The 13,184-nt window shown below is 64.9% G+C and carries 12 protein-coding genes; 4 read left to right on the top strand and 8 right to left on the bottom strand.

Translation table 11 applies throughout. The features are described 5' to 3' along the window. Positions 1–5 precede the first annotated feature (5 nt). From argE to CCZ28_RS03620, 8 genes are all read right to left on the bottom strand, one after another. Positions 6–1,157 (bottom strand): acetylornithine deacetylase, encoded by a 1,152-nt coding sequence (argE, locus tag CCZ28_RS03585; RefSeq protein WP_140215963.1) that lies wholly within the window; start codon positions 1,155–1,157, stop codon positions 6–8. Next, a complete protein-coding gene (locus tag CCZ28_RS03590) occupies positions 1,154–1,831 on the bottom strand; it encodes a DUF1028 domain-containing protein (protein WP_140215965.1) in 678 nt (225 codons plus the stop codon). Before CCZ28_RS03590 ends, argE begins: the two co-directional genes overlap by 4 nt. 8 nt (positions 1,832–1,839) lie before the next feature. Further along, a complete protein-coding gene (locus tag CCZ28_RS03595; protein ID WP_140215967.1) occupies positions 1,840–2,256 on the bottom strand; it encodes a RidA family protein in 417 nt (138 codons plus the stop codon). A gap of 100 nt (positions 2,257–2,356) precedes the next feature. Continuing rightward, the gene (locus CCZ28_RS03600) at positions 2,357–3,652 is read right to left on the bottom strand and encodes a flavin-containing monooxygenase (protein WP_140215969.1); all 1,296 of its coding nucleotides are present in this window, start codon (positions 3,650–3,652) and stop codon (positions 2,357–2,359) included. Between the two features lie 222 nt (positions 3,653–3,874). Next, the gene (locus CCZ28_RS03605) at positions 3,875–4,606 is read right to left on the bottom strand and encodes a class II aldolase and adducin N-terminal domain-containing protein (RefSeq protein WP_140215971.1); all 732 of its coding nucleotides are present in this window, start codon (positions 4,604–4,606) and stop codon (positions 3,875–3,877) included. A 51-nt stretch (positions 4,607–4,657) separates the two neighbouring features. Further along, positions 4,658–5,497, bottom strand: a complete 840-nt coding sequence (locus CCZ28_RS03610; protein WP_140215973.1) for an ABC transporter substrate-binding protein — start codon at positions 5,495–5,497, stop codon at positions 4,658–4,660. 29 nt (positions 5,498–5,526) lie between these two features. Beyond that, the gene (locus CCZ28_RS03615; protein WP_140215975.1) at positions 5,527–6,399 is read right to left on the bottom strand and encodes a phytanoyl-CoA dioxygenase family protein; all 873 of its coding nucleotides are present in this window, start codon (positions 6,397–6,399) and stop codon (positions 5,527–5,529) included. A 30-nt stretch (positions 6,400–6,429) separates the two neighbouring features. Beyond that, positions 6,430–7,950, bottom strand: coding sequence for an amino acid ABC transporter permease/ATP-binding protein (locus CCZ28_RS03620; protein WP_140215977.1), 1,521 nt, complete (start codon positions 7,948–7,950; stop codon positions 6,430–6,432). A gap of 379 nt (positions 7,951–8,329) precedes the next feature. Between CCZ28_RS03620 and CCZ28_RS03625 the strand changes: the two genes are divergently transcribed. From CCZ28_RS03625 to CCZ28_RS03640, 4 genes are all read left to right on the top strand, one after another. Further along, positions 8,330–9,271 (top strand): LysR family transcriptional regulator, encoded by a 942-nt coding sequence (locus tag CCZ28_RS03625; RefSeq protein WP_140215979.1) that lies wholly within the window; start codon positions 8,330–8,332, stop codon positions 9,269–9,271. Positions 9,272–9,531: 260 nt separating this feature from the next. Continuing rightward, positions 9,532–10,044 carry a sigma-70 family RNA polymerase sigma factor gene (locus tag CCZ28_RS03630; protein ID WP_167509202.1) on the top strand — a complete coding sequence of 171 codons (513 nt, stop codon included), beginning with the start codon at positions 9,532–9,534 and terminating at the stop codon, positions 10,042–10,044. Then, the gene (locus CCZ28_RS03635; protein WP_140215983.1) at positions 10,041–11,705 is read left to right on the top strand and encodes a multidrug ABC transporter permease/ATP-binding protein; all 1,665 of its coding nucleotides are present in this window, start codon (positions 10,041–10,043) and stop codon (positions 11,703–11,705) included. Before CCZ28_RS03630 ends, CCZ28_RS03635 begins: the two co-directional genes overlap by 4 nt. Positions 11,706–11,852: 147 nt before the next feature. Then, entirely contained in the window at positions 11,853–13,139 is a 1,287-nt protein-coding gene (locus tag CCZ28_RS03640; protein ID WP_140215984.1) for a lysine N(6)-hydroxylase/L-ornithine N(5)-oxygenase family protein, read from the top strand. Positions 13,140–13,184: the final 45 nt, after the last annotated feature.

Raw genomic sequence — 13,184 nt, forward strand, 5'->3', positions numbered from 1 at the left:
CAGGCTCAGCTACAGACGAAGGCGAGCACGCGCTGCAGCATGGCATCGCAGCCATCGAGTTGCGCCTTGGTGACGAATTCGTCGGGCTTGTGGCCCTGGGCCATGCTGCCGGGGCCGCACACCACCGTGGGAATGCCGGCCGCGGCAAAGAGGCCGCCTTCGGTACCGAAGGCCACGGTGCCGAAGTCCCGCGAGCCGCAGAAGAGTGCGACCCACTCGGCCGCCTCGCTTTCGAGGGCGGTATCCAGGCCGGGATAGCTGGACAACTCGGCGAAACTCACGGCGCTCTGGTCGCTGATGGCCTTCATGGCCGGTAGCAGTATCTCTTCGGCATGGGCCTGCAACTGGCGGATCACCTGGTAGGGGTCCTGGGCGGGCAGGGCGCGGATCTCGAAATCGAAGGCGCAATCCTGGGGGACGATGTTCAGCGCCTGGCCGCCGCCGATCAGCCCGGTCTGCACCGTGGAGAAGGGCGGATCGAAGCGGGCGTCCTGCCGTTCCGGCGCCTTGAGCGCCTCGCCCAGCCGGCCGAGTTCGACGACCAGGCGGGCGGCGTATTCGATGGCGTTGACGCCCTGGGGCGCATAGGCCGAATGACAGGCCGCGCCGTGCACCTGGCAGCGCATGGCCACCTTGCCCTTGTGGCCGAGTACGGGCTTGAGCTCGGTGGGTTCGCCGATGAGGCACAGCAGCGGCTTGACCGGACGCTGTGCCAATTGCTCGAGCAGGCCGCGCACCCCCAGGCAACCCACCTCTTCGTCGTAGGAAAGCGCCAGGTGCAGCGGGCGGCGCAGGGGCGCGCGGCTGGCCTCGGGTACCAAGGCCAGCAGGCAAGCCAGATAGCCCTTCATGTCGGCGGTGCCGCGGCCATAGAGCCTGCCTTCTTCTTCACTGAGTTCGAAGGCGGGCCGGGTCCAGGCTTGGCCATCCACCGGCACCACGTCGGTATGCCCCGAGAGCACGATGCCCGGTACGTCCGCCGGCCCTAGGGTGGCGAACAGGTTGGCCTTGGTGCCCTCGGCGTTGTAGATCCGCTCGTAGGGCACGCCGAAGCCATCCAGATAGCGGGCGACGAAGTCGATCAGCGCCAGATTCGATTCGCGACTGGTGGTATCGAAGGCCACCAGCCGGGCCAGCAGGTCACGGCTGGCGCTCATCGGTCGTCACCCGGCACGCCATAGCCCGGAGCGAGATCCGGGCGGACCGCCCGATCGAGATAGTCCTGCAACTGCGGCTGGTAGGCGCGCCAGAGATCGGCCAACTGGCCGATGGGGTCCGTTTCAGCCCAGTCGACGCGCAGATTGACGATGGGCCAGCTCGGCTCGCCCACCACCAACAGCGCCGCCGAATGCACCGGACCGGCTTCGCCACCGGCCGCCAGCGCCGCTTGCATGGCCTGCACCAGCCGCTCGGCGAGGACGCCAGGGGTCCGCTCGAAGGCTTCCACCAGGGCATCCACCACCGCAGGGCTGGCCAGCATGTTGCCGGCGGCCACGCAGTCCCGGCCGCTGCGGGCGTGATGCACGCCCAGGGTCTGGGCGCCGCTGTGGTGGGCACTGCGCCCCTGGCCATCGATCACGGTCACCTGGCGATAGTCGGCATAGGGATCGCCGGCCAGGCTCTGGACCAAGGCCTCGCTGGGTGCCAGGCCCAGGGCCAGTCCGTCCAGGGTGAGCGGCCCCAGGGCGGGCAGGGTGATGTTCTGCGAGCTGACGGCGCCGACCCCCGGCCGCAGCCAGGGGCAGCGGGCGCCCACGGCGATGCTGGAGGAACTGATGGCGATGCCGAACTGACCGGTCTCGGCGCCGCGGGCGGTGATGGAAAAGGTCATGGCGGGCCTCAGTCGGGAATCACGGCGATGACGTCGATCTCCATCAGCCATTGGGGCTGACCCAGGGCGGAGACCACCAGTCCGGTGGAGATGGGGTAGACACCCTTGAGCCACTTGCCGACCTCCTGATAGACCGGCTCGCGGTAGCGCGGATCGATCAGGTAGGTGGTGGTCTTGACGATGTGGCTCAGGTCGCTGCCGGCTTCCTCCAGCAGCTGCTTGACGTTCTTCATCGCCTGCTCGGCCTGGGCCCGGGGATCGCCCAGCCCGACCAGGTTACCCTCGAAGTCAGTTCCCACCTGGCCACGTACATAGACGGTGTTGCCGGCGCGCACGGCCTGGCAGAGGTCGTTGTCCAGGGTCTGGTTGGGGTAGGTGTCCTTGGTGTTGAACATGCGGATACGGGTGTGGGTCGGGGTGGCCATGGGAATGCTCCTTTTTTGAAGTAGGTTGGGCTGAGAGGGCTCCATCGTCGAAGCCCAACACGGCGGGCTCGACCTCGATCCTGTTGGGCTTCGCTGGCGCTCAACCCAACCTACGCGCCTGCAGGGGTTGGGCGGTCGTCTCGCCGCTGGGACGGTACTCTTGGTAGCGACGCTGGATGGCGATCTGGTCGGCCACGTGGCGCGCGTCGTGCCAGCAGCCCCAGATGAAGGCCGAGCCGCGGCGACTCAGCCAGGGCAGGCCGACGAAATAGATGCCCGGCTCGGCGCCGACACCGCGCTGGTGCCTGGGCTTGCCGTTGTCGCCGAAGGTATCCACCTGCAGCCAGCTGAAGTCGGTGGCGTAGCCGGTCGCCCAGATCACCGAGGTCACGCCGGCGGCCTGCAGGTCCAGCTCCTGCAGGGGTTCGCGGATGCAGGCGGCGTCCGCCACCCGCTCGCGGGCCGTGGGTTCTTCGGGCAGGTCCAGGCCATGGCGTTCGGCATAGGCGTCGGCGGCGTCGAGCAGGGCCAGGTAGTTGGCATCGCCGGCGTCGAGGTTCTGCTTGAGATCCGGGCGGAAGCGCACCACACCGTCGGCGAAGGTGTCGGTGAGGCCCACCAGGGTCATGCCGGCCTGGGCCAGGCGACGGAAGTCCACGGTGTGGCCGCCGCGGGCGCCGCTGACGGCGATGGTCACGTGCTCGCGGCCCGGCTGCATGGTCTCGGTGTCCCACAGGCCGAGTACGCCCAGCCACCAGCAGAAGTCGCGCCCGCGATAGGCTCGTGGCGGCCGGTCGTGCGGGCCTACCGAGAGATAGACGCGCTTGCCGGCGAGCAAGAGTTCCTCGGCGATCTGCACCCCCGAGGAGCCGGCGCCGACTACCAGCACCGCGCCGTCGGGCAGTTGCTGGGGATTGAAGTACTGGGCGGAATGGATCTGGTAGAGCTCCTCATCCTTTGGCGCGATGGCCGGGATGACGGGCTTCTGGAAGGGCCCGGTGGCCACCACCACCCGCTGCGCGCTGAGACTGCCCGCCGAGGTCTCGACCAGGAAGCCACTGCGGCCCTCCTGACGGCATACCCGGGTGACCGCGACACCGGTACGGATGGGGGCGTCGATCTGCCGTGCATAGGCCTCGAAGTAGGCGGCGATCTCGTCCTTGCCGGGGAAGCCGTCCGGCGGCGTCTGGAATTCCAGGCCGGGGAAGCGATCGTGCCAGGCCGGGCCGTTGGCCACCAGGGAATCCCAGCGACCGGTACGCCAGGCTTCGGCGATACGATTCTTTTCCAGCACCAGGTGTTCGATGCCCAGGCGGCCCAGGTGCTCGCTCATGGCGACCCCGGCTTGGCCGGCGCCTATCACCAGGGTGTCGATAGCGGTCGGTAATGTAGACATGAGGGTACCCTTCGGCCGCTCCGCAGGGGGCGGCCGTCATCTAAGAACCTTTTCAAAATCTGCTGCGCGTCGGCCAAACTGCGTTGAAAACGCCTTCGGAATGCTCATTTACTACTCGTAAACTCCGCTTCCTCAGGCGTTTTCGCCTTGTTTGGCTCTAGCTCGCGAGATTTTGAACAGGCTCTAAGCAGTAGGAGGGCGGAGCGCAGGGCTCCGCGGCAATCAATCCAGCACGGAGGGATCCTGCTGGATCATCAGTTCTTTCATCTCGGCGAAGTGCTGCTCGGAGAAGTCGGTGATGCCTTCCCAGGCCCGTGCGGTCTTCTCCGCGACCTCGTCGGACAGCACCTTGAGCGGCTGGCCTGTGGACCAGGCGGTGACCAGGATTTGGCAGGCGCGCTCCAGCGTCCAGATGTCATCGAAGGCCTGGCCAATGGTGGGGGCGATCACCATGACGCCGTGGTTGCCCATCAGCAGGCGTTGCTTGCCGTCGAGCAGCCCGGCCAGGCGCGCACCCTCCGCCTCGGTGTCGGCCATGCCGCCGTAGAGTTCGTCCACCGCGATGCGGTTGAAGTAGCGCGCCGTGTTCTGGTCGATGGGCGGAACGTGCGGCTTGGCCAGGCAGGCCACCGCCGTGGTATGGACCGGGTGCAGATGCAGCACCACCCGAGCCTCCGGCAGGCGGCGATGGATCTGCCCGTGGATCGACCAGGCCGTGGCATCCACATCGGGCCGCTCGGCGCCCTGCGGATCGTCCGCGTCGAGCAGCAGCAGGTCGCTGGCGCGTATGCGCGAGAAGTGCTTCCATTTGGGATTGATCAGGAACTGCTTGCCGTCGGCGGAGACGGCCGCGCTGAAGTGATTGGCGACCGCCTCGTGCATGCCGAGGTGGGCGATGACGCGAAAGGTCGCCGCCAGATCGATGCGCAGCCGTTCCTCATGAGAAGGTGCCATGGTCGTGACTCCAAAGGGGGCGTCCCAGCCGCGGGGACGACCGGTTAGAACTTAGGGCTTGGGCATCAGGGCGGCGATATCCGCCTCGGTGGGCGCCTGGAAGTTGTACTTCTTCAGCAGCGCGGCGTACTCGGGAGTGGCGCTGTACTTTTTCAGTGCCTCGACCAGGGCGTTCTTCACCTCTTCGTTACCCTTCTTCACGCCGAAGCCGTTGAGTACGGGGTAGATCAGGCTGTCGGAGGAGATCACCACGCGATTGCCGAGCTTTTCCACCAGGCCACGGGCCACGGCGGCATCGGTGATCTGCGCCTCCACCGCCCTGGACAGCAGCGCCTGGGTGGTCTGGGGGTCGGTGGCGTATTCGCTCACGGCAATGGGCTTGAGGCCGTTCTTCACGCAGTAGTCATCGGACAGCTTGTGTAGCTGCTGCAGCCAGGAGGTGGCACCCATGGAGCCGATCTTGTGGCCGCAGAAGTCTTCCGGTTTCTTGGGTTGATAGTCGCTGCCCTTGAGCGCGATGATCGATTCACCACTCTTGAGATAGGGGATCATGTCGATCACCTTGAGGCGATCCGCGGTGATGTACATCGAGGAGTTGACGATGTCGAAGCGCCCACCCTGCAAGCCGGTGATGAGGTTGGGGAAGCGGGTGTCGAGCGTCTCGACGGTGCGGCCCATGAGCTTGCCCAGGCCATCGACCAGTTCGATGTCGAAGCCTGCCGGCTTGTTGTCCTGCACGTACTCGTAGGGGAAGAAGGTCAGGTCGGAACCGGCGACGAGCTTGCCCGGCTGCAGGAAGTCGGCCGAGGCCAGGGTCGCGGTCAGGGCCAGGGTGGCGCCCAGCACGGTGGTGGTGAGGGTCCGAATCGAGGCGCTGCTGAATCTTTGCATGGCGATGCTCCTTGAGGGGATGGGAAAGATCAAACGGCGGCCTGGTCGAGCCCGGCCTGTTGGACGAAGAAGGAGGCGCCGCGCGGCTTCTGCGGCAGGCGCACGCTGTTGGCCACGCTGCGCACCAGGCCGCTTTCCTGGCCGGCCACCAGCACCCCGGCGTGCTCGCTGGGCAGCGGGTTCTCGCCGAAGGGCAGGGCGTCCTCGGCGGCGTAGACGCTGATGAACAGGGTGCGCGGCAATTCGGTCTGGTTGGGGCTGGAGGCATGCAGCAGGCGGGTGTGCATGAAGCACACCGAGCCGGCCGGGCCGAAGCAGGCCACGGGCTCGCCGCAATGCACGGCGACCACGCTGTCGTCCACCGATCCGGTGAAGCGACCGTCCTGCCAGTGCGACCACAGCGGGCCCTTGTGGCTGCCGGGGATGACCGTGAGCGGACCGTTCTCCGGGGTCACCTCGCTGACCATTAGCAGCGCGGTGACCACGTCATCGTTGCTGTGCGGCGTGAACAGGAAATCCTGGTGCCACTTCACCTGGGTGGCGGTGTGCGGCAGCTTCGAGTTGATCTTGCTGTGGTGGAATCTCGTGCCGCTGCCGCCGATCAATTGGGCGGCCACCTGGGCCATCCGCGAGGACAGTGCGACCTCGCAATAGGCCGCGGAGATTTCGGTGGGCGAGCTGACCCGGCGCAGGGAAGGGTGGTCGGGCCGGTGGTCCAGCTCCACGTCGAAGCGGGCGCGGCCATCCTGGGTTTCGCCCCAGGCTTCGGTGTGGCTGCGGCTCTCTGCCACCCAGCCGTCGAAATCGGCCTGCAGGGTGGCGATCTCGTCGGCGGTCAGCAGGTTCTCGACCACCAGGTAGCCGTCTCGGTGGAAGCTGTCTATTTGCGCTTGCTCGATCATCTCTGTTCTCCAGAAGCCAAGGGTGGGGGGTCAAGCCAGGGACACGTCCTTGAGGAAGGCCTCGACGCGCGGATGCTGGCCGTTACGCAGTACCTGGGGCGCGTCGTCGCAGACTACGCGGCCCTTTTCCATGAACACGATGCGGTCCGAGACCTTGAAGGCGAAGTTCATCTCGTGGGTGACGATCACCATGGTGATGCCCTCCTGGGCCAGGGTCTCGATCACCTGCAGCACCTCGTTGACCTTTTCCGGATCCAGCGCCGAGGTGGGCTCGTCGAAGAGCATGATCTGCGGCCGCATCATCAGCGCCCGGGCGATGGCCACGCGTTGCTGCTGGCCGCCGGAGAGCTGGTGCGGATACTTCCAGGCGTGGTCGAGCATCCCGACCTTGTGGAGCAGGGCATAGGCCTGCTGCTTGAGCGCCTCGGGGCGGTCGAGCCGGTGATAGCGCGGGGCGAGCAGCAGGTTGTCCAGCACCGTCAGGTGGGGGAAGAGATTGAAGCTCTGGAACACCATGCCGATGTCCAGGCGGTGCTCGCTGTGTTCGATGAAGCGCGGCTTCTGGGCGCCGTCCTTGCGTAGGTGGATGAACGGCTGGCCGTTGATGCGGATCTCGCCGTTGTCCAGTTGCTCCAGCCCATTGAGCAGGCGGATCAGGGTGGTCTTGCCGGAGCCCGAGGGGCCGATCACCGACACCACTTCGCCCGGCTGGATCTGCAGGTTGACCGAACCCAGCACCTCGACGTCGTTGTAGGCCTTGTGCAGGCGGGCGGCCTGCAGCGCCGGAGTGGCGGCGTCCCATTGCGGCTTGGCACTGGCGGTCGAGGCCTGGGTAGCCAGGGCCAGTACCTGGGCGTCGGGCGTGCGCACCACCTTGCGTTGGGTTACGTCGAGGAAGCGTTCCAGGCGCTTGAGCAGGAAGTCGAACAGGGTGACGATCAGCACGTAGTAGAAGGCCACCGCCGCCATGGTCTCCATGACCAGAAAGTTCTGCGAGTAGAGACGCTGGCCGACCATCAGGATCTCGGTCAGGGAGATCACCGAGACCAGGGAGCTGAGCTTGACGATGGAGATGTATTCGTTGGCCAGCGACGGCAGCGCCACCCGCAGCGCCTGGGGGATGACGATGCGCCACTGGGTGCCGAGAAAGCGCAGCCCCAGGGCCCGTGCTGCCTCGTTCTGACCCTTGGGAATCGACAGCAGGCCGCCGCGGTGGATCTCGGCGACATAGGCCGTCTCGCTGACGACCATACCGATGAGCCCCGCCCAGAAGGGATCGGCCAGCACCACCGAGGTCGAGGGCAACGCCTGCGGTAGGTTGTAGATGAAGATCAGCAGCACCAGCAGCGGCACGCTGCGAAAGAACCAGATGTAGCCGCGCGCCGGCAGGCTGAGTACGGGATGCCGGGACTGTTTCGCCAGGGCGATGAAGAAGCCGAGGGCGATGCTGATGACCCAGGTAAGGGTACTGAGTTTGATGACCGTCCAGGTTGCCAGCCAGAATTGAGTGTCGCCGATCAGGCTGAACATGTAGTTCCAGTCGAAAGTCATCGTGAAAACCTGTCGCCGTTCATTGGAAGAACAGGGCCGAAGAGGTAGGCCCGGTCGCTGTAATTACAGAATTGGCAATCGACGGACTTATCGTCAATTAACAAATTACGGGCCTCTGTATAGGACTTGCCTATGCAGAAACGTCAGTCGACTCAGTGAGTTCTTTATATGCCCCGATACGGGGCGAAGTGTCGCTATTAGGTGCTGGAGTGCAGGATTTTGGTGCGCTGGCTGGAGATCGATGCAGGCCGTGTCTGCTGGATTTTCAAGGGTTTGGCTAGGGCGTAAGGCAATGGGAAGCTGCCTGGCATGGCTTTCGCTTCGAAGGTTAAGACTATGCAGGATCAAGCTCTGCAGTGATTTTTTCTATAGGAAATCCGTGACGCATTTTACGCTCAGGCAACTTCGTTATTTCGTCGCCGTGGTCGAGGAAGACAGCATCGTCGAGGCGGCGCGACAACTGCACATATCCCAGCCGTCAATATCCGTCGCCATCAAGAATCTCGAAGAAAGTTTCGAGCAGAAGTTGTTCGTGCGCCATCACGCCCAGGGCGTTTCCCTGACCGCCAGCGGGCGCCGGCTTTATGAAAAGGCCAAGGAATTGCTGCGGCTTTCCTATGAGCTGGAACAGAACGCCCGCGCGGAAAGCGAGATGGTCTCGGGCACGGTGGCGGTCGGTTGTTTCGAATCCGCGGCGCCGCTCTATCTGCCCAAGCTGGTCGCCGGCTTCAAGCGGCTCTATCCGGAAATCACCATCCAGTTGCATGACGGCGAACAGCACGAATTGATGCACGGGGTACACCGCGGTCGCTTCGATCTGGTGTTTCTCTACGACCTGGAACTGGGTGATTCCATCACCAAGGAAAAGCTCAACGCCCCGCACAAGCCCTACGCCTTGCTGCCCATCGCCCATCCCCTGGCGCGCAAGAAGGCGGTGACGCTCAAGGAGCTGAGCCGCGAACCCATGATCCTGCTGGACGTGGTGCCCAGCCGTAACTACTTCATCGATATCTTCAAGGAGAAGGGCTACCACCCCACGGTGGCCTACAGCTCGCCCTCCATCGAGATGGTGCGCTGCATGGTGGGGCAGGGGCTGGGCTTTTCCGTGCTGGTCACCCGGCCGACCACCGACATCACCTACGATGGCAAGCGCCTGGTCCAGGTCAATATCCACGACGACATGCCTGCCTCGACCTTCATCATGGCCTACCTGCGCAACAATGAGCCGACCAAGGCTACGCGGCTGTTCATGGATTATTGCCGCAGCGTGGATCTTTCGCCGCTGGCGCCGGAGCGACAGGGCGAGGAATTGCCGTCCTAGTACGCTTCGCGCACCTCTGGCGCGCGCGATAGGCTGATCACGAATCGTTAAACGATTCATTGATGTGAGAATGAGTATCAATTAGAGTTTTGCGCTCCTAGTTTTACAGGGACGCAGAAATGCTATCGCCGCTCGCTTCGCCTCAGGCGTCACGTCAGCCCAGGTTCCCCCTTGATGAGGTCAATCCGCCGACCCTTCAGGGTTCACTTCCGCAGCCGGTCAGGCAGGGTCGCGCCGCTGAGGATTCAGCGCTGGGAACATTGTTCGATCATCACCGTAGCGGCTTGCTCAATATCGCGACGCGCCTGCTCGGCTGTCGCAAGCGGGCCGAGGATGTCGTGCAGGAGGCCTTTCTCAAATTCTGGGAGCGGCGCGATTCCCTGGCTGTCTTGGAGCCTTCGCGCTATCTGTATCGAGTGGTGCAGAATCTGGCGGTCGATCAACTGCGCCGCCGGAAGTGGGAAGAGCGCTGGTTCGCCAGCCCTACGGAACAGGACGAAGGGATACCCGGCGAGCTTTCCGCCGAGCGAGTCGTTCAGGCTCGAGAGGAGATCGGGTTGGTGGTCCGCGCGTTGCGGCAGCTACCGGCGCGTACCCAGGATGTGATCACCCTGTGTCGGGTCGAGGGCTTGACCCAGCGCGACGTCGCCCGGCGGATCGGTGCCTCGCCAGCGCTGGTGAATTTCCTCTTGCAGGATGCCACCGTGCATTGTCGCAATTCCCTGACCGGCAACTGTCTTGCCCGCCACTGTCCGAAGCGAGGTCGCTCATGACCCTGATCCGCCTCATCCTCCGCTATCGCCCCCTGGCCACGACGCTCGTCCTGCTGCTCAGCCTGGGGAGTGCCTTGCTCAGCGTCGGGGTGATCGCCTTCATCAATTGGCGGCTGGTAACCACTCTGGCGGCGCCGACCGAGGCACTGCTGCAATTTCTCGGCTTGCTCCTGTTGTTGCTGGTGATGGCTGCCGGTGCCCAGGTGGCCCTGACCGCGCTGGGCCATCGCTTCGTCTACGATCTGCGACGGCAGGTGGTGAAGCGGGTGCTGAACACCGATATCGAGCGCCTCGAGGCCGTCGGAGGGCCCGCCATCCTGGCTAGCCTGTCCAGTGACCTGCGCAATCTGACCCTGGCCTTCGTGCAGTTGCCCAGTCTGCTCTACGGTGCGGTGCTGAGCCTGGCGGCCTTCCTGTATCTGGCCTGGCTGTCCTGGTCGTTGTTCCTCGTGACCCTCGCCTGGATGACCCTGACCCTGGGCCTGGGCTGGCTGCTGGTGGCGCGGCTCTATCGCCACCTGCATCTGTGGCGGGATGCGGAGAGTCGTCTCTATGCGGACTACCAGGCCCTGATCGAGGGCCGCAAGGAACTCGCGCTGAATCGGGCGCGTGCCCAGCGTTTCTTCGACGAAGATTTCGAGCTCAACGCCAGCGCCTATCGCGAACACGTGACGATGGCGGATCGCTATAACGCCATCGCCAGCAACTGGGCCAATACCATGGTGCTGGGCACCATAGGCCTGGCGTTCTATCTGGCCAACGGCCTGGGCTGGGCCAGTACCGAAGTGGCTGCCACTTATGCCCTGACCATCCTCTTTTTGCGCACGCCGCTGGTGATGGCGATAGGGGCACTACCACCGTTGATGACGGGGCAGGTCGCGCTGCAACGGGTGGAGACCCTGGCCCTGGCACCCGCAACGGACGGTTTCGCCGAGCCGGCGCCGGCCTTCGCGACCGACTGGCAGCGCCTGGAGCTGCGTGGCGTGGAGTATCGCTATGAGACCCAGGGCGATGAGCCGGGCTTCGATGTCGGTCCCTTGAACCTCACGCTCAGACGCGGTGAGACGGTATTCCTGATGGGCGGCAACGGCAGTGGTAAGTCCACCCTGGCGCGCCTGTTGACCGGACTTTATCGCCCGCAACGTGGCGTCCTCGCGGTGGACGGCAGGGAAGTGAGCGCGGCTGACTGGACGGCCTATCGCCAGCTGTTCGCCTCGGTCTTTACCGACTTCCATCTGTTCGATCGTCTGCTCGGGCCGGATGGCAGGGTTGCCGACGAAGCTCAGGTACAGACCTGGCTGCGGCGCCTGCACCTGCAGCTCAAGGTGCGGGTGGCGGCAGGGCGGCTGAGCGATACCCGTCTCTCCCAGGGCCAGCGCAAGCGTCTGGCGCTGCTGTTGGCCATGCTGGAGGGCCGTAGCATCGTCCTGCTGGACGAATGGGCGGCCGATCAGGACCCGCTGTTTCGCCGGCTGTTCTACCGCGAACTGCTGCCGCAGATGAAGGCGGCGGGACTGACGGTATTCGCCATCACCCATGACGACGCCTATTTCGATCAGGCCGATCGCCTGTTCAAGATGGACGGAGGGCGCCTGGTGGAACTGGTCGGCGAGCAGCGCGAGCGGGCCAGTCGCGATGCGCTGCAAGAGATCGCGGGCTAGCGCCTGAGAACCCGGTGCCGATCTGGGTATAAATCGGCAAAAAGCCTTGAACAAGCGAAGGGTCTGTTCGTCGATGAGGGTGAGAATGATTGTCAGTCGTGCTACGGCGCGGGGGCAATCCCACCCGGTTATCGACGAGAGGTTCGCATGGAACAGGTCCACGACTACATCGGCATCGGCTTCGGGCCTTCCAACCTGGCGTTGGCCATCGCTGCGGACGAGCAGGCCGCCGACCGCCAGCCCCAAGGATGCTTCATCGAGCGCAAGCCGGCCTTCAGTTGGCACGAAGGCATGCTGCTCGAGGGCAGCACGATGCAGATCTCCTTTCTCAAGGACCTGGCGACCCTGCGCAATCCGGCCAGCCGCTTCACCTTCATCAACTATCTGAAGGAACGCGGTCGGCTGGAGGATTTCATCAACCTCAAGACCTTTTTCCCCAGCCGCGAGGAATACAACGATTACCTCGGTTGGGCGGCTGCCGCCTTCGCCGATCAGGTGCACTACGGCGAGGAGGTGGTGGCGGTGGAGCCCTGGTACCGCGACGGCATCCTGGACGCCGTGCAAGTGGTGTCCCGCGACCAGCAAGGCACCTTGCACCGCCGCTTGGGCCGCAACCTGATCCTCGGCATCGGCGGGACCCCGCAGGTGCCGCCGGCCTTTGCCACGCTGAGCGACCCGCGGGTGCTGCATTCCTCGGCCTATCGCGGTCGGATCGAGGCGCTACTGGCCGATCCGGCGCAGCCCCGCCGGGTGGCGGTGATCGGCGGCGGCCAGAGCGCCGCCGAGATCTTCCAGGATCTGACCCAGCGCTTTCCCCAGGTCGAGGCATCGCTGATCCTGCGGGGCGGGGCACTCAAGCCGTCCGACGACAGCCCCTTCGTCAACGAGATCTTCAATCCATCGTTCACCGACCGGATCTATGCCCAGTCGCCGGAGCGGCGCGAGCGACTGTTCGCCGAGTACCGCAACACCAACTATTCGGTGGTGGACCTGGAGTTGATCGAGAGCCTCTACCAGCTGTTCTACCTGCAGAAGCTGCGTGGCCAGGAGCGCCATCGCCTGCTCTGCGAACGCTCCGTGGCGGCCTGCCGGCCGTCCGCCCAGGGGCTGGAGTTGGAGCTGGAAGGGCGGCTGGACGGGGAGCGCACCACCCTGAGCTATGACGTGGTGATCCTGGCCACCGGCTATCGCCGCGACTACCACCAGCACCTGCTGGCCGGCCTGCGCGAGCATCTGCAAGACGGGGAGCCAGACCGCCACTACCGCTTGCCGCTGGCCGCGGGCGGCGCGGTCCAGGTGTTCCTGCAAGGCGGCTGCGAGGTCAGCCATGGCCTGTCCGACACCCTGCTGTCGGTCCTGGCGATTCGCTCCGCCGAGTTGGTCGAGGCCATGACCCTGGCCAGCGCGACACCGGTGGCCAGGCGTTCCGCCTGAGCCACCCGCCACTTCCTTCTTTTCAGGACGCTGTCGCGGCGGCGT

This window comes from Pseudomonas oryzihabitans (assembly GCF_006384975.1).
In the GTDB taxonomy this organism is placed as follows: domain Bacteria; phylum Pseudomonadota; class Gammaproteobacteria; order Pseudomonadales; family Pseudomonadaceae; genus Chryseomonas; species Chryseomonas psychrotolerans_B.

Excerpts from the sequence above, each read along its gene's own strand:
- CCZ28_RS03590 (WP_140215965.1), bottom strand. The coding sequence starts at position 1,831 with ATGACCTTTTCCATCACCGCCCGCGGCGCCGAGACCGGTCAGTTCGGC.
- CCZ28_RS03620 (WP_140215977.1), bottom strand. The coding sequence starts at position 7,950 with ATGACTTTCGACTGGAACTACATGTTCAGCCTGATCGGCGACACTCAA.
- CCZ28_RS03615 (WP_140215975.1), bottom strand. The coding sequence starts at position 6,399 with ATGATCGAGCAAGCGCAAATAGACAGCTTCCACCGAGACGGCTACCTG.
- CCZ28_RS03610 (WP_140215973.1), bottom strand. The coding sequence starts at position 5,497 with ATGCAAAGATTCAGCAGCGCCTCGATTCGGACCCTCACCACCACCGTG.
- CCZ28_RS03635 (WP_140215983.1), top strand. The coding sequence starts at position 10,041 with ATGACCCTGATCCGCCTCATCCTCCGCTATCGCCCCCTGGCCACGACG.
- argE (WP_140215963.1), bottom strand. The coding sequence starts at position 1,157 with ATGAGCGCCAGCCGTGACCTGCTGGCCCGGCTGGTGGCCTTCGATACC.
- CCZ28_RS03595 (WP_140215967.1), bottom strand. The coding sequence starts at position 2,256 with ATGGCCACCCCGACCCACACCCGTATCCGCATGTTCAACACCAAGGAC.
- CCZ28_RS03640 (WP_140215984.1), top strand. The coding sequence starts at position 11,853 with ATGGAACAGGTCCACGACTACATCGGCATCGGCTTCGGGCCTTCCAAC.
- CCZ28_RS03600 (WP_140215969.1), bottom strand. The coding sequence starts at position 3,652 with ATGTCTACATTACCGACCGCTATCGACACCCTGGTGATAGGCGCCGGC.
- CCZ28_RS03605 (WP_140215971.1), bottom strand. The coding sequence starts at position 4,606 with ATGGCACCTTCTCATGAGGAACGGCTGCGCATCGATCTGGCGGCGACC.